This is a genomic window from Streptomyces sp. 1331.2 (assembly GCF_900199205.1).
Lineage (GTDB): Bacteria > Actinomycetota > Actinomycetes > Streptomycetales > Streptomycetaceae > Kitasatospora.
This window is the reverse complement of record NZ_OBMJ01000001.1, coordinates 1469279-1485087: the sequence shown is the minus strand read 5'-3', so window position 1 is coordinate 1485087 and position 15809 is coordinate 1469279. Positions and strand designations below refer to the sequence as shown.

The 15809-nt window shown below is 73.8% G+C and carries 14 protein-coding genes; 5 read left to right on the top strand and 9 right to left on the bottom strand.

Translation table 11 applies throughout. The features are described 5' to 3' along the window. The first annotated feature begins 206 nt into the window (after positions 1-206). Positions 207-1412, top strand: a complete 1206-nt coding sequence (locus CRP52_RS06340) for a transferase (protein WP_097235492.1) — start codon at positions 207-209, stop codon at positions 1410-1412. Positions 1413-1432: 20 nt separating this feature from the next. Beyond that, entirely contained in the window at positions 1433-2206 is a 774-nt protein-coding gene (locus CRP52_RS06335; RefSeq protein WP_097235491.1) for a DUF4328 domain-containing protein, read from the top strand. 96 nt (positions 2207-2302) lie between these two features. On the opposite strand, the gene CRP52_RS06330 is transcribed toward CRP52_RS06335, so the two are convergent. The 6 genes from CRP52_RS06330 to CRP52_RS06305 all read right to left on the bottom strand — a co-directional run bounded on the left by CRP52_RS06330 (position 2303) and on the right by CRP52_RS06305 (position 9366). Then, positions 2303-3436: an FAD-dependent monooxygenase gene (locus CRP52_RS06330; protein WP_097235490.1), complete on the bottom strand. Its 1134-nt coding sequence runs from the start codon at positions 3434-3436 to the stop codon at positions 2303-2305. Positions 3437-3541: 105 nt separating this feature from the next. Next, positions 3542-4228, bottom strand: coding sequence for a GTP-binding protein (locus tag CRP52_RS06325; RefSeq protein WP_097235489.1), 687 nt, complete (start codon positions 4226-4228; stop codon positions 3542-3544). Between the two features lies 1 nt (position 4229). Beyond that, positions 4230-4769 (bottom strand): DUF742 domain-containing protein, encoded by a 540-nt coding sequence (locus CRP52_RS06320; RefSeq protein WP_373560462.1) that lies wholly within the window; start codon positions 4767-4769, stop codon positions 4230-4232. A gap of 5 nt (positions 4770-4774) precedes the next feature. Beyond that, positions 4775-5230 carry a roadblock/LC7 domain-containing protein gene (locus tag CRP52_RS06315; RefSeq protein WP_097239880.1) on the bottom strand — a complete coding sequence of 152 codons (456 nt, stop codon included), beginning with the start codon at positions 5228-5230 and terminating at the stop codon, positions 4775-4777. Next, positions 5230-8058, bottom strand: coding sequence for a sensor histidine kinase (locus CRP52_RS06310; protein WP_441349059.1), 2829 nt, complete (start codon positions 8056-8058; stop codon positions 5230-5232). Before CRP52_RS06310 ends, CRP52_RS06315 begins: the two co-directional genes overlap by 1 nt. A 624-nt stretch (positions 8059-8682) precedes the next feature. Further along, entirely contained in the window at positions 8683-9366 is a 684-nt protein-coding gene (locus tag CRP52_RS06305) for a FadR/GntR family transcriptional regulator (protein WP_097235487.1), read from the bottom strand. Between the two features lie 180 nt (positions 9367-9546). On the opposite strand from CRP52_RS06305, the gene CRP52_RS06300 reads away from it, so the two are divergent. Both CRP52_RS06300 and CRP52_RS06295 read left to right on the top strand, forming a co-directional pair. Then, positions 9547-11349 carry a 2-isopropylmalate synthase gene (locus CRP52_RS06300; protein ID WP_097235486.1) on the top strand — a complete coding sequence of 601 codons (1803 nt, stop codon included), beginning with the start codon at positions 9547-9549 and terminating at the stop codon, positions 11347-11349. Continuing rightward, positions 11346-11831: a YbaK/EbsC family protein gene (locus CRP52_RS06295; protein WP_097235485.1), complete on the top strand. Its 486-nt coding sequence runs from the start codon at positions 11346-11348 to the stop codon at positions 11829-11831. Before CRP52_RS06300 ends, CRP52_RS06295 begins: the two co-directional genes overlap by 4 nt. Before the next feature lie 56 nt (positions 11832-11887). On the opposite strand, the gene CRP52_RS06290 is transcribed toward CRP52_RS06295, so the two are convergent. Continuing rightward, positions 11888-12691 (bottom strand): nucleotidyltransferase domain-containing protein, encoded by an 804-nt coding sequence (locus CRP52_RS06290; RefSeq protein WP_097235484.1) that lies wholly within the window; start codon positions 12689-12691, stop codon positions 11888-11890. Positions 12692-12884: 193 nt separating this feature from the next. Between CRP52_RS06290 and CRP52_RS06285 the strand changes: the two genes are divergently transcribed. Beyond that, positions 12885-14144, top strand: a complete 1260-nt coding sequence (locus CRP52_RS06285; protein ID WP_097235483.1) for a glycosyltransferase — start codon at positions 12885-12887, stop codon at positions 14142-14144. Positions 14145-14239: 95 nt separating this feature from the next. Here the strand turns inward: CRP52_RS06285 and CRP52_RS06280 are convergent, their stop codons facing one another. Together CRP52_RS06280 and CRP52_RS06275 are read right to left on the bottom strand one after the other, a co-directional pair. Further along, positions 14240-15178: a hypothetical protein gene (locus CRP52_RS06280; RefSeq protein ID WP_097235482.1), complete on the bottom strand. Its 939-nt coding sequence runs from the start codon at positions 15176-15178 to the stop codon at positions 14240-14242. Further along, on the bottom strand, positions 15175-15768 hold the full coding sequence (locus CRP52_RS06275) for a SigE family RNA polymerase sigma factor (protein WP_097235481.1): 594 nt from the start codon (positions 15766-15768) through the stop codon (positions 15175-15177). Before CRP52_RS06275 ends, CRP52_RS06280 begins: the two co-directional genes overlap by 4 nt. Positions 15769-15809: the final 41 nt, after the last annotated feature.

The window sequence follows — 15809 nt, the reverse complement described above, 5'->3', positions numbered from 1 at the left end:
CCACGGACTCGTGCAGGTCGAGCATGCGGAACAGGGAGGACACCGTACCGCCAGGGCGTCGGGCGGTCGGGACGGCCGCCGGCCTGCCCCGCGGTCGCATCCGGACACAAGGCCGGTCTCCGTGTGCATGACGATCAGTCAGAAGTGGTATGGGTGTGGAGCGTTCCGCTCATGCTGTCGGGGGAGAATCATGGGGATGGGCTGAAGTGTCGTCGCGCCTGCGGAGGTTCGCCAGACTGGTCACGGGGCTCGCCGTCCTGTCGGCGTACGTCGCGTTGCACCTGCTGATCAGCGTGGGTCTGGGCGAGGGAGCCGGCCCGAGCGCGGTCGCGGCGCTGTGGTTCGGCGTGGCCGCCCTGGTGCTGCTCGGCCCGGCCCTGTGGCTGCGCCGGCGCCGGCTGTCCGGGGTCGCGGAGTTGGTGCGGATCGTCAGTGGGTACGCGCCGCCGCGGAAGCCGTGGCAGCGGGCGCTCCTGTTGGCCAACAGCCTCGGCCTGGTGCTGTTCGGGGGCGGGACCTTCGCCGTCGACGGCTCGGAGAGGCAGGGGCACAAGATGCCCATGGAGGCGCAGTCCCTGCTGCTCTTCGGCGGCCTGGCCGCCATGGCGGCCGGCCTGCTCATCCTGCGCCGCACCCGTCCGTACGCGGCCCGCCCGGCGGCCCGCGCCCTGCGGCTGGACGGCCGGAAACCCGTTCTCTACCTGCGCAGTTTCGGCGACGACGAGACCGCCGCCGAGGTCGACGACGCCGCGGAGATCAATCTGCACACGCGGGAGGAACAACTCGCCGCCGGGCTGGGCGTCGTCGGCCCCGTGATCGCGGTGGGACGGCCGGGGGAGTTCCTTCCGCACCTGGGAGCGTCCCGCTTCTACCTGCCGCCGGACGACTGGAAGCCCACCGTCCTGCGGCTGATGGAGCTGTCCCAGCTGATCGTCCTGCGCCTGGGGCAGGGCGACGGGTTGTGGTGGGAGGTCGAGCAGGTGCGCACCACCCAACCGGCCGCGAAGCTGGTGCTGTTGGCCCCGGGCGGCCCCTCCGACCTGGTGGCCAGGCTGAACGAACACCTGCCCAGCCCGGTGCCGCCGGACGAGCTGGGCACGAGCGAGCACTGGATCTCCGCCGTCATCGTCTTCGACGACCTCTGGACTCCCCGGGTGTTTCCGGTGGGCCGCAGGCGCAGGGGGCTGTGGAGCCGGCTGCGGCGAGCCCTGACGATGGAGAATTCCACGGCCGACATGGCGCTGGCCATGAAGACCGCGCTCGCCTCCGTGGGTCGCCGCCGACGGGGGATGATCTGGCGGTCCCGGGGAGCGACGTACCTGGCCGTGTACGCGGGTGCCGGGCTTGCGTCGGCGGTGGCCCTGGCGGGCTGGCTCGGTTACCGGGCAGTGCAGTTGACCGGACTCTGGTGAACACGAACCCTGGGGGAGACATGGACGATCCGCACGGAGGCAGCACGTCCGAGGGCGGCAAGTTCGACGGCAGCAGGTTCCGGGACAGCAGGTTCGAGGGCAGCAGGTTCGAGGGCAGCAGGTTCGAGGGCACGCGTACGGCCGGGACCGGAGCGCGGCAGCACAGGGCCCTCTCAGGGCTGGGGGTGGCCGCGTCGATCCTGATCGTGCTGGTGCTGGTGTACGACGTCCTGCACGCGGTGTCCGACTGGCAGGTCTACAACGCGGTCGAGGACGTACTCGCGGGAACGGCGACGGACTCGCAGATCCAGGCGGCCGACGACTTCGGGCGCTACTTCGACGGGCTGCAGGAACTGGTGTTCCTCATACCGGCCGGCGTGGTGTTCCTGGTCTGGCTGTGGCGGGCGAGGGCCAACGCGGAGTCGCTGGGCGGTCCGGGCAGCCAGCGCCGGGCACGGGGCTGGGCGGTCTTCTCCTGGATCACCCCGGTGGCGAACCTGTGGATCCCCTACCAGGTCGTGACGGACATCTGGAAGGCCGGCACGCCCCGGCGGCCCGTGCCCGGTCCGCTGCTCGCCGTCTGGTGGGGGGCGTGGGTGATCGGGGGCTATGTCGGCCGGGCCTACACCTACGAGGTCACGCGGGACACGTTCTCGGAGGACGACCTGCGTCGCGCCGTGTACCTGGGCACCGTCTTCGTCGTGCTCAACGTGCTGGCCGGTGTGCTCATCGTCTACGCCATCCGTCAGATCAGCGTCTGGCAGACCCAGCGGAGCGCCGAAGCGCTCCGCTGAGCCCGCCGACCGCCGAGGCCGTCGGGCCGGCTGCCGTGATGGTCGGTCCGATCGCGGTGACGGTCGGACCGGCCGCCGTGACGGCTGGTCCGGCGATCAGTACGGCTGGACGAGGACGTGCGCCGCGCCCGGGATGCCGACCTTGAGGAGTTCGTCCTCCTCCGGGGTGGTCGGGGTGCCGGTCTCCTGCTTGAGGACCGCGCGGGACAGGGCCTGGACCCACAGGGCGCGCGGGCGGCGCCTGGCCTCCCAGGCGGCCAGTGCGGCGGGGACGGTGTCGGCGGCGTCCAGGCTCTGCGCGAGGACGAGCGCGTCCTCGACGGCCATCGCGGCGCCCTGGGCCAGGTGCGGGGTGGAGGCGTGCGCGGCGTCGCCTGCCAGCACGATCCGGCCGACGTGCCAGGGCCCCTCGACGGTCACCTGGGAGATCCGGGTGTGGACCACGGCCGCCGGGTCGGTGACCTGGGCGAGCGCTGCGGCGATCGGGCCGCCGAAGCCGGCCAGGCGCTCACGGAGCTGCTCGTGGGCGCGCTCGGGGTCCGGGTGGAAGCCCTCGGGCTCGGCGAACACCGTGCCCAGGTACATCAGGTCCGCGCTGATCGGGGTCAGCAGCGCCTTCGCCTTCAGGTTGCCGGCGGACATCACCACGCCCCGTACCTCGGGCGAACGCGGCAGCGTCACGCGCCAGTTGGCGAAGCCGGTGTACTCGGGCGCGTACATCCCGCCGTACAGGTGCTTGCGCAGCGGCGAGCCGATGCCGTCGAAGCCGACGACCAGGTCGTAGCGGGCGGCGTGGCCGTCGCTGAGCGTGACGTCGACGCCCGCGCCGTCGTCCGTCACCGACGCGATGGTGGTGCCGAAGCGAACCGTGGCGCCCGCCTTGACGGCCGCGTCGGCGAGGACGCGGGCCAGGGCGGGGCGCGGGATGCCGTTGGCGGAGGGGGCGTCGCCCATCCGGGGCTGCGGGATCTCGGCGAGCGTGGCGCCGGCCGGGTCGCAGATGGTCAGCACGTTCCACTCGAAGCCGACGGCCAGGCAGTCCTCCAGGACGCCGATCTCGCGCATCACGTGCAGGGCGTTGGACGGCTGGACGATGCCGACGCCGAGCGCCTCCAGCTGCTCGCGCAGCTCGGCGACGTCGACGTGGTGGCCGCGCCGGGCGAGGGCGGTGGCGAGGGTGAGGCCGCCTATGCCGCCGCCGTGGACGAGGACGCGCAGGGGTGTGGTCATGGTGGTGCTCCCAGGGAAGTGCGGTTCAGCCGGGGACGGGTGAGGCTGGGAAGGTGGGTGCAAGCCGGGTGCAAGCCGGGGAGGCAGGCCCGGCCGGAGTCGGGGTCAACCGACGGGGGCGGTGGCGGCGAGGTCCATCAGGTGGTCGACCAGGGCGAGCAGCAGGTCCCGGCCGAAGGCGCGTTCGCGCACGTCGCCGAGGAGCATCGGGACCTGCGGGTCGAGGTCGAGCGCGGCCCGGATCTCGTCGGGGGTGCGGGTGTTGGTGTTGTGGAAGCAGTTGATCGCCACCACGAAGGGGATGCCCCGGCTCTCGAAGAAGTCGATCGAGGCGAAGCTGGTGTCCAGTCGGCGGGTGTCGGCGATGACGATGCCGCCGAGGGCGCCGTTGACCAGGTCGTTCCACATGAACCAGAAACGTTCCTGCCCGGGCGTGCCGAACAGGTAGACGACCAGCTCCGGGTTGACGGTGATCCGGCCGAAGTCGAGGGCGACGGTGGTGGTGTCCTTCTGGTCGACGCCGGACAGGTCGTCGACGCCGATGCTGGCCCGGGTCAGGTACTCCTCGGTGCGCAGCGGGGTGACCTCGCTGACCGAGCCGACCAGGGTGGTCTTGCCGACGCCGAAGCCGCCCGCGATGAGGATCTTGACGGCGGCAGGGGCAGCCGGGGCTGCCGCGGTGGTCCCGGCAGCTCGGCCGGCCGGGCCGGTCAGGCCGGTCGGGTGGGCGGCGGCGGTGGTGGAGGGGTGGGTGGCGGTGGGGTCGCCGATGGCGGAGTGGGGTGTTGCCATGTCAGAGTCTCCGGAGTCCTTCGCGTACGGCCGTGAGCAGGCCGAGGTCCACGCCCCCGGCGGCCCGGGCCACCGAGAGCGGGGCCCGGGCGCGCAGCAGGCCCTGGGCGACCAGGTCGCCCAGCAGGATCTTGGTGACCGAGACCGGGAGGTCCAGGCCGGCCGACACCTCGGCGACGGCCGCCGGGCGGCGGCAGCGTTCGAGGATCAGGCGGTGCTCGGGCTGCAGGCCGCGGGCACCGGCGCGGCTGCCCCGCGCCAGGGCCGCCTCGGCCTCCGCCTCGACCGTGGTGAGCACGGTGATGAGGGTGAGGTCGTCCCGCTCGGGTGCCGTCCGGCCACGGGTGATGGTGTACGGGCGGACCATGACGCCCGTCTCGTCCTCCGCCTCTGCGTCCTCGATCTCGCTCCAGTGCGGCGCCAGGCCGGGCCGGCGGTCGTCGGCGCGGTTGTCAGGGAGGCCGTCTGAGAGGCCGTCCGAGCCGCCGGTGCCGGGATCCGGGCCGGGGCCCCAGGAGGCGTCGTTCCCGTACGGGCCCACCCGGGTCAGCCCCGGTTCCGGGCGGCGAAGACGTCGAAGGAGGCGGGGGCGTTCGGCGTGTCCTCGCCGCGGGCCGGGGTGGTGAGCTTCTGGCCGACCTGCTGCACCAGGGTGTGCATCGCGACTGACATCACCTCGGCGTCCACCTCCTGGGAGGCGACCACGGCCAGGTGGGTGCCCTGGGCGGCGGCGATGACGAACAGCCAGCACTCGGCCAGCTCGACGATCACCTGGTGCACCGGCCCGCCGTCGAAGAGCTGCCCGACCCCGCGGGCCAGGCTCTGCTGGCCGGTGGCCACGGCGGCCAGGCGCTCGGCGTCGGCCCGCTCGATGGTGCGGGAGTGGCTGACCACGAGACCGTCGTCGGAGAGCAGGACGGCGTTCCTGGTCCCGGTCACCGAGTCGACGAGTCCGTCCAGCAGCCAGTCCAGGTCCTGGTGGGTGGCGATCGTGCGATTGATCACTGGTCATCCGTTCGTGTGGTTCGGGGGTCCGCGGCGGGCAGGGCCCAGGGGGAGGGGCCGGGCGCCGGAGTCGGGGGACCGGCGGGCGTGGGGGGAGCCGGTCGGGTCAGGGCCTGGGGCAGCCGGTGTTCACCGCTGTCCTGGGACCGGGCGGCCCGGGACTGACGCTGGAAGGCGCCGATCGCCGCGCCGGAACGCCGCACCGGGTGCTCGGGGCGCTGGAACGGGCCCGCGGGCGGCGCGGCCTCGGCCGTCTCGGCCGGACGCTCCACCCACCGCGGGGCGGCCGGAGGCACCCGCAGCTCGGCGGCCAGGCTGGCCTGCCGCACGCGCTGCGGAAGCGGCGGCTGCCCGCCCTCGGCCGGGCTGTACGGGACCGAGGTCGGGTAGTCGCGCCTGCCGCGCCGCTCGGCCAGCCGGTAGTGGTCGGCCGGGCGGTACTGCTCGTCGGCGTACGGGGCCTCGGCCTCGGTGACCCGGGCGTAGGCGATGTCCGGGTAGGCCGGGGTGTCGTGCGCGGTCGCCGGGTCGGCGGGGGAGCTGTGCTCGATCGGCTGCTCGGACCGGAGGGGCTGCTCCGGCTGGAACGGCTGGAACGGCTGGAACGGCTGGAACGGCTGGAGCGGCTGGTCGGGCTGGAGCGGCTGGTCGGGCTGGAGCGGGTGATCGGGGTGGAGCGGGTGATCGGGGTGATCTGAGCGCTCGGGCTGCTCGGGCTGGTACGGCGCCGGAGCCGAGGCCTCCGCCGGCGTCGGCAGGGACACCGGGGCCGCGGGCGTAGGCGACGGCGCGGGCAGCGGCACCGGTGCCGCCTGCGGCACGAAGTCGCCCCGTCCGAAGGACTCCACCGGCGCGACCGGCGGCCCGGCCACCACCGGGGCGGGCACCTCGTCGGAGGCCGAGCGCAGCGCCCGGCGCGAGCGGCGCACCAGCGGGATCGGCTCGGCGGCCGCGGCGGGGGCCCCGTCCGGCAGCCCGGTGTCGCCCTCGATGACCAGCTCGTCCGGGACGAGCACGACCACCCGGGTGCCGCCGAAGGCGGACGGGCGGAACTCGATCTTCAGTCCGTGCAGCGAGGCCAGGCGCGAGACCACGTGGAAGCCGAGCCGGATGTCGTCGGCCCGGGCCAGCACGTCGGTGCGCGGCGGGCGGCTCATCAACTCGTTCGCCGCGTCGTACTGTTCCGGGTCCATGCCCAGGCCGCGGTCCTCGATCTCGATCGCGAGCCCGCGGCCGACCATGGCGGCCCGCACCTCGACCGGCGTGGGCGGCTTGGAGAAGGTGGTGGCGTTCTCCATTAGTTCGGCGATCACGTGGGCGACCGGGCCGACGGCCCGCTCGGACAGCCACGGGTGGCCCTCGACGTCGATCACGATCCGTCGGTAGTCCTGCACCTCGCCCTGCGCGGAGCGCAGCACGTCCAGCAGTGGGACGGGCTTGCGCCAGCGCCGCTGCGGCTGGCCGCCGGCCATGATGACCAGGTTCTCCTCGTAGCGGCGCAGTCGGGCGGTGAGGTGGTCGAGGTCGAACAGGCCCTCCAGGACCTCCGGGTCCTCGTGCCTGCGCTCCAGCTCGTCCAGCTTGCGCAGCTGGCGGCCGATCAGCAGCTGGGTGCGGCGGGCGATGCGCTGCAGCAGGCGCTCGAAGCCGCGGTGCTGCTCGGCCTGGCGGACGGCGGCCTGCAGGGCGGAGGCGCGGGCCAGGTTGAGCGCCTGACCGAGGCGGGCCAGCTCGTCGGTGCTGCCGCTTCCGGTGACGGTGCCGGCGCCGGTGTTGTTGCCGTCGCCGGTGCTGCTTTCGGTCGCGGTGTCGGTGTCGGTGCCGGTGTCGGTGCCGACACCGTTCGGGCCGGCGGTGATGGTGCGGGTCTCGGCCTCGACGTCCACCTGTTCGCCGCGCCCGAGGCGCTCGACCACCTCGGGCAGGGTGCGCTGCATCTCCTCGGCCTGGGTGTGCAGTTCCCCGATGCGGCGGCGCAGCGAGCGACTGAGCCGCCAGGAGGCGACGACCACCGCGACGACCGTGATCAGGCCGATGACGGTGGTCAGCACCACCCTGGTCAGCAGGTTCAGGATGGTGCCCTTGCCGACCTCGACGATGCCGCTGGTGCGGGTCTCGATCGCCTTGACCAGCTGAGGGTTGAGCTGGTCGAGGGCCTGGCGCCACTGGTCCTGGACGGCCGGGAGCCGGACGGTGCCGTTGGCCTCGGCGGCGGTGGGCTTGGTCAGCTGCTGCTCGACGGCGGCCTTGGCCTGCCAGGCCGGGCTGTTCATCAGGTCGTGCCAGGCGGCGGCCTCGCCGTCCGGGACGTACGGGACGACCTGGACGGTGAGCAGGTGGTCCTGGGCGCCGATGGTCTGCTGGACGGCCTGGTAGTCGGCGGTGCTCAGCCGGCCGGAGGGCCAGCCTCGGGCCAGCAGGGCGTCCTCGCGCGCCAGCATCTCCTTCGCCCAGAAGGCGTTCACCAGGGTCTTGGAGATCCAGGTGACCTCGCCGGTGTCCACGTGGCTGAGTGCGGTGAACAGCCGCAGGTCGACCGCGATCAGGTCGGTGTAGTACGTGAAGACGGTCTGCTGGTCGACCGATCCGCGGTCCACGGCGGCGCGCTGTTCGGCGAGTCTGCCCATGGCCTGGCGGGCCTCGGTGACCGCTGTGCGCACCTCCTCGGGCGCGCTGTCGGCCGTCTCGCCGGACAGCGTCTGGAACTGGCGCACCGCGTCGTCGGTCGCCTGGCGTTGGCGGCGCAGCTGGTCGGTGTTGGCGCCGGGACGGGCGAGGGCTTCGGCGCTGAGCCGGCGCTCCTCCTGGAGGTTGTAGTAGACGATGTTGGACGGCTGGCCGGCCTTCTGGGCCAGCAGGCCCTGGGCCGCCTGCCGTTGGAAGTCGAAGACCGTCTCGCCGCTGGTGACCGCCCAGAGGAGGACGAGGGCGATGCTGGGGACGACGGCCAGGACGAGCAGTGCCGTCCGCAGGGACAGGCGTGACCGCCTGCGGGGGCCCTTCGGCGTCGGGGGCCGCCGATTTGCACGCGCGCGCAGAGCAGTCTCCTTGGGGCTGGCGGCCGGCCGGTGAGGGGCGGGGCCGTCCGGGCACGGGCTTTTGACGAAGCGATACTAGTCATACCGTGTGATTGGAGTGAAAGCCCGTTCGCTGCCTGGGCGGTGCTTGTGCACACCTTGGACACAACGTCATGCAGTCGTTGACCGTCCGTATGCGGAGCAGACTGTTCCGGGCTCGCCCGACACAGTGTCAACGTGTCGCGCGGCCGCCGGATGGCCACCGTGTGAAAACTGTGTGACGCCGTATCGGGGGGTCGACCGGTCGGTCGATCCATCGGACTCAACGGGCCGGACGTGGCTCCGCGTTCAGGTGCCGGCCCCGAGTGCCGGCCCCGAGTGCCGGTCGGTTCGTTGCCGGTCCGGTCCACTGTCGGTCCGGTCCGTTGCCGGTCAGTCCGCCAGGAGGTGGGAGCGGGTGGCCTCCAGCTCCGCGGCCAGGATCCGGCCGGCCGCCTCCGGGTCGCCGTCGTGCACGGCGCGCACGAGGTCGGCGTGCGAGGCGTAGCCCTGGTGCGGGTCCTCGGATCGGATGCCGAACAGGCCGACCAGCAGCACCAGTTGTTCCCGCAGCACCGGGGCGAACTGGGCGAACAGGTCGTCCAGGACGGGGTTGTGGGCGGCGGCCACCAGGGCGGTGTGCAGGGCGATGTCGGCGTCGACGAAGGCGGTGTCGTCGGCCCCGCCCGCCGCGCGGCGGGCCGCGAGGGCGGCGTCCAGGGCGGTCAGGTCCGCCTCCGTGCGGCGGGTGGCGGCGAGCCGGGCGGCCTGCACCTCGACCATCGTCCGCACCTCGTAGACGTGCGCCAGTTCGGCGCGGCGCAGCCGGGCGGGCCAGTCCTCGGCGGGACGGTCGGCGGTGACGAACACCCCGGAGCCCTGGCGGCTGCGCACCATCCCGGCTGCGGCGAGCGTGCGCAGCGCCTCCCGGACGGTCGAGCGGCCGACGCCCAGCTCCTTTGCCAGCGCCACCTCGCCGGGCAGCTTCCCGCCGACCGGCCACTGGCCGGCCCGGATCCGCTCCTCGATCCGCGCGGCGGCCTGTTCGGCGAGGGGGGAGGGGCGGAGCGGGGTCATCGAGTTCACCTGTCAGGTTGTCTGAGGACTTCGGTCATGGTTACTCTACCCGGCATGCAGCCGTGGATCCTCCCCGTGGGGGGCCTTCTTCTTGGTGGCCGCAGCGGGGCGTGACCGGACCGGCACCCCGCTGCGGGGCGCCGTCCTGCCGGTCACCGGTACAGCCGATGAGGAAGTCTCATGCGATCCCCCGTATCCTCCCCCGACCTGCACGCCTCTGCTCCGCACGCTCCGGGTCCGTACGCCCCGGCTCTCCGGCCCGCACTGCGTGCCCCGGCCGGGCCGGTTCCGGCCGGTGCGCCCGGCTGGAATCCGCAGCGCGGCGGCGCGATGCCCTCCTACCGCTACCGCCCCGCCCACGAGCGGGTCCACGTCCCCGCCCTGATGCGGCGCTGGCCCGGCCGGCGGATCGAGCAGGCGCCGCTGTGGGTGCCCGTCGACCTGCGCGACGGCAACCAGGCACTCGCCGAACCGATGGACCCGGCACGCAAGCAGCGGATGTTCGACCTCTTCCTCGCCATGGGGTTCAAGGAGATCGAGGTCGGCTACCCCTCCGCCAGCCGGACGGACTTCGACTTCGTCCGCCAACTGGCCACCACCCCCGGCGCGGTGCCCGAGGACGTCACCGTCGTCGTCTTCACCGCCGCCCGGGCCGACCTCATCGAGCGCACCTTCGAGGCTGTCGCCGGCCTGCCCCGGGTGGTCGTCCACCTCTACACCGCGACCGCGCCGCTGTGGCGGGAGGTCGTCCTGGGCAAGGAACGGGCGGAGCTGCGCACGCTGATCACCGGGGCCGCGACGCTCATGGCCCGGCTCGGGGACGGACGGGACGGGCTGCGGTTCCAGTTCTCGCCCGAGGTGTTCAACCTGACCGAGCCCGACTACGTGCTGGAGGTCTGCAACGGGCTGACCCGGCTGTGGGACGCCTGCCCGGACCGCCCGGTGATCCACAACCTGCCGGCGACCGTCGAGATCGCCACGCCGAACGTCTACGCCGACCAGATCGAGTACACCGACCGCCACCTGGAGCGGCGGGACTCGGTGATCCTCTCCGTCCACCCGCACAACGACCGGGGCACCGGCGTCGCCTGCGCCGAACTGGCCGTCCTGGCCGGCGCGCAGCGGGTCGAGGGCTGCCTGTTCGGCAACGGCGAACGCACCGGGAACGTCGACCTGGTGACCCTCGCCCTCAACCTGCACACCCAGGGCGTCGACCCGATGCTCGACCTGTCCGACATCGACGGGATCCGGCGCACCGTCGAGCACTGCAACCGGCTGCCGGTCCACGCCCGGCACCCGTACGCCGGGGACCTGGTGCACACCGCCTTCTCGGGCACCCACCAGGACGCCATCCGCAAGGGGTTCGCCCGGCACGCCGAGACCGCGGCCGCGCTGGGCCTCCCCGAGCGGGACGCACCCTGGTCGGTGCCGTACCTGCCGGTCGACCCGGCCGACCTCGGGCGGGACTACGAGGCGGTGATCCGGGTCAACAGCCAGTCCGGCAAGGGCGGGATCGCCTACCTGCTGCAGACCGAGGAAGGACTGGAACTGCCCCGGCGGCTGCAGATCGACTTCGCGCGGGTCGTGCAGGCGGCGGCGGACGACAGCGGCAAGGAGGTGACGGGTGAGGAACTGTACGGGCTCTTCCGGGCGGAGTACCTCGATGAGACTTCCTCATGGGCCTGGCGGGTGGGTGACGACTGGGCCGAGGTCGACGGACGGCGCGGCACCGGCGCCGGGCCGCTGGACGCGGTGGCCGACGCCGTCGGGGTGGAGATCCTCGGCTTCAGCGAGCACGCGGTGGGCTCCGGACCGGACGCGGTCGCGTACGTGGAGGCGAGGGTCGGAGGCGAGGTCGTCTGGGGCGTCGGGCGGGACGCCTCCGTCCTGACGGCGGGCGTACGGGCGGTGCTCAGCGCCGCCGGCCGGGCGCGCGGGCGGCATGAGCGGCGCTCATGGGCGGAAGGCATGATGGGCCGATGACCTCCTCTTCTCTCCCCGCCCGAAGCGTGGCGGTCGCCGAGGCGCTGACGGCGGCCGGCATCCCCGGTGAGATCGTCGTCCTGCCCGACTCCGCCCGTACGGCGGCCGAGGCCGCAGCCGCCCTTGGCTGCGCGGTCGGCGCGATCGCCAACAGCCTGGTGTTCCGGTGCGATGGCGAGCCGCTGCTGGTGATGACCAGCGGTGCCCACCGGGTCGACACCGACTACCTGGCCCGGCAGTTGGGAACGGGCGCGATCACCCGGGCGAGCGCCGACCAGGTCCGCGAAGCCACCGGTCAGGCCATCGGCGGCGTCGCGCCCACCGGCCACCCGGCGCCCCTGCGCACGGTGGTCGACACCGCGCTGCAGCAGTACGAGGTGCTGTGGGCCGCCGCCGGACACCCGCACACCGTCGTCCCGATGTCCTACGAGGAACTGCTGCGGGTCACCGCGGGCACCCCGTCCGCCGTGACGGCGGACTGAACCGGATCCCCGCTCGGGGGCCGGCTCGGTCCGGTCGCCGACGGTGACCGCGCGGCTCAGTGCCCGAGCGCGGTGACGGTCTCCCGGGTGAGTTCCCGTGCCCGGGTGATCGTTGCCGTCAGCGCCTCCTCCGTGCCGCCCGGGGCGGCCAGCAGGCTGCGCACGCGCGGGCCGAAGTCGGCGGGTGCGTGCGGGAGTTGTTCGGCGACGGCGAGTGCGCCCTTCTCGTTGAGGCACCAGCGGCGGTCGTGGGCGTACAGCGCCTGCACCAGGACGCCGACGGCGCGGGACAGGCAGAGCGAGACGTGGAGGGTGTCCGCCCGGGCGGCGCTCTTCGCGGCGATGTCCAGGAGGAAGCCCGCCTCCCAGGCGGCCGCCGTCAGTGCCTCGCGGAGCGGTTCGGGGTACCGGATGGTCTGCCGCTTCAGCTGCGTCAACTCCCCGGCGGGGTCGGCCAGTACCTGTCCGAGGGCGATCTCGCCCGGGTAGCAGGGCGACCAGAAGCCGAGCGGATGCCCCGGCTGAATCCCCACCTCGTACCGGCCCGCGCGGCAGTCCGCCCAGACCCGTTCGACCCGGTCGAGGTCCCGCAGGATCCAGTCCACCGCGACGCCGTCGACCTGCAGCCAGGCGCCGCCGTTCACCCACGGTCCCCAGTCGCCCGGCCCGGCCACCTCGACCCCCGGGCCGGCCAACTCCCGCAGTGCGTCGAGGTCGAGGGTGCCCCGGTAGTAGACGCCGAGGTCCCAGTCCGAGCCGGGCAGGTGCTCGCCGCGCGCCCGGCTGCCCCCGAGCATCACGCCCACCACGCCCGGCACCCTTGCCAGTTGCCCGGCCATGTCCTCGATGATCGCTCGCATGCCGCGAGTCTGGCAGAGCGGAGGAGGACGGAAGCGAAAGAAAGGTCGGGAGGGGACGAGCGGGCCGAGGAGGCGTCCTGACTCCTCTCCACCCTCAACTTATAGCGCACGGGGGGCCTTGCGGCAAGGCCCCGGCCATGCCGCAGAATCACCAACTCAAGGACGGGACCTGCAGGAACGGGAGAATCACGGCGTGCGAGTGGTGTTGTCGACGTATGGGTCGCGCGGGGACGTCGAGCCGCTGGCCGGGCTGGCGCTGCGGCTGCGGGAGTCGGGCGCGGAGGTGAAGGTCTGCGCGCCGCCGGACGAGGAGTTCGCGGCGCGGCTGGCCGAGGTCGGGGTGGGGATGGTGCCGGTCGGGCAGTCGGTGCGCGCGCTGGTGACCGGCCGGATCAAGGGGACGGCGGACTTCCCCCAGCGGGCGGCCGCACTGGTCGAGCAGTTCTACGAGGCGGTGCTCGCGGTGGCGGAGCCGGACGGCGTGGTCGCGGCGACCGGCCTGTTCCCGGCCGTGGCGGGCGCGCAGGCGGCGGCCGAGAAACTGGGCGCCCGCTTCGCGTACATCGCACTGCAGCCGACCATGCTGCCGTCCCCGCACCACCGGCCGTTCGAGTACCCGTGGCAGCCGTACCCGGCGGAGGTGACCGACAACCGGGAGCTGTGGGAGCTCAACATCGGGACCATGAACGCCCTGTTCGGCGCGCCGGTCAACACCCACCGCACGGCGGTCGGGCTGCCGGCGGTCGACAACGTCCGCGACCACGTCCTCACCGACCGTCCGTGGCTGGCCACCGACCCGACGCTCGACCCGTGGCTGCCGACCGCCGACCGCGAGGTGGTGCAGACCGGCGCGTGGATCCTGCCGGACGAACGCCCCCTGCCGGCCAACCTGGAGGCCTTCCTGACGGCCGGTGAGGCGCCGGTCTACGTCGGCTTCGGCAGCATGCCGCTGGGCGACGCGGCGGGCGCCGCCCGGGTCGCCGTCGAGGCGGTCCGCGCCCAGGGCCGCCGGGTGCTGCTCGGGCGCGGCTGGGCCGAGCTGGCCGGGGCCGACGGGGCCTGCGGGGCCGACGGGGCGTCCGGAGGCGCTACCGACTGCTTCGCCGTCGGCGAGGTCAACCAGCAGGCGCTGTTCCGCCGGGTCGCCGCCGTCGTCCACCACGGCGGTGCGGGCACCACCACCACGGCCACACGGGCCGGTGTGCCCCAGGTGCTGGTGCCGCAGATCGTGGACCAGCCGTACTGGGCGGCACGGGTGGCCGACCTGGGCATCGGCGTCGCCCACGACGGCCCCACCCCGACGGTCGAGTCCCTCACCGCCGCCCTCCGGCAGGCCCTCGCCCCCGAGACCGCCGAGCGGGCCGCCGCCGTCGCGGGCGAGGTCCGCACGGACGGCACGGCGGTCGCGGCTGCCCTGGTGCTGGAGGCCGCGACGGTGCCGGCGGTGGGCTGAGGCTCACCCCGGCGTCGGTTGCGGCCACGGCGGGGGAGTGGGAAGTCGGTGCCACCGACTTCCCACTCCCTCCCGCCCGCCGCCGGGGCACGTGCTCAGGAGGCAGGCTCCGTCAGGTACGTGGCGCCCGCGTCCGGGAGTTCGGTGCCGTTGGTGTCGAAGAACTGCCAGGACGTCGCCCGCATCGTCCCCGGGCGGGGGATCACCAGGTGGCGCGTCGGGGAGTCCCCGACGGTGACGGGCCGGGGCTCGGTGGTGGTGCCGTTCGCCCAGGTCACCACCACTCGGCCGACCGCGGGGCCGATCGTCAGGTGCACCACGTCCAGCGGGGCCACGGTGTCGCCCTTGCCCCGGTGGCCCTCCAGACCGCCGCCGAACAGGTCCGCGTCCCGCGGGTCGAGCTTGCCCGGGGACGGGGTGATGCCCTGCGCATCGTGGCCGAGCCGGACGCCGTCCAGGGTGAAGTAGGTGTTGGTGACATCGGAGTTCGGGTCGTAGTAGTGCAGGACGAAGTCCTCCGTCGGCTTGGTGACGGCCGGGTCGTAGGGGGCGCGCTCCTGCCACACCGCCAGTGCCTGCTCGTACGCCCGCTCCTTCGGCGCCACCGGCCAGAGCGCCTGCCAGAGCTCCCACGTCCTGCCGTTGACGACGCCCTGCCCCAGCCGCACCCGGAACGGGGTGAACGGGTCGCGCACACCGGGGGTGGCGGAGGCGGCGGCCGGGGCGGCCGCGGGGGCGACGGCCGCGCTCCCGGTGCCGGCCGGGGAGAGCCGGTGGGCGGCCGCCGGGTCCGGGCGCAGCTCCGCCAGTGCCCCGCCCGTCAGCGCCACCACCGAGGCCAGCGCCACCGCGCCGACCACCGTACGGCGGCGGTGCCGCAGCCGGCGCCCGCCCGCCAGGATGTCGGCCACCGGCGCCGGGCCCACCGCCGCGCCGGCCGCCGCATCGGCCAGGCCGAGCCCGACCCACAGGTCCGCGTCGTCGCTCAGGTTCGTGCTCGCGCCCGCCCTCGTACCGTTCGCGTCCGGGTTCACGCCACTCCTCCGATGTGTTCCGTACCGATGTGTTCCGTGCCGACCTGTTCCGCACCGATGCGGTCGGCGCGGAGGCGTTCCGTGTCCGTGAGGGCCACCAGCTCCGTGACCTGCCGCAACCGCGCGATGCCCTTCGCCGAGTGGCTGCGCACCGCGCCCACCGAGCAGCCCATGGCCGTTGCCGTCTGGCTGTCGCTCAGGTCCTCCCAGTGCCGCAGCACCACCGCCTCGCGCTGGCGCGGCGGCAGGGTGGCCAGCGCGGCCAGCAGCGCCCCGCGCTGGTCGGAGCGGGCGAACCCGTCCTCCCACCCCGCCGCCTCCGGCACCGCCTCGACCAGCAGCTCCGGCAGCCGGCGCCGCCAACGGCGGGCGTGCTGGTTGACCAGGATCCGCCGCACGTAGGCGTACGGATCGTCTGCCCGCCGCACCTTCGACCAGGCCGCGCAGGCCTTCTCCGCCGCCGACTGCACGAGGTCCTCCGCCGCGTACTGCTCGCCGGCCAGCAGGTACGCCGTCCGCACCAGGCGCGGCCAGACCCCGACGATGAACGCCTGGAACTCCTCGTCCCGCCCGCTCTTCGCTTCTCCCATGAGCACCTCCTCACCCACCCAGAGCCCGCCCGGGACCGGAA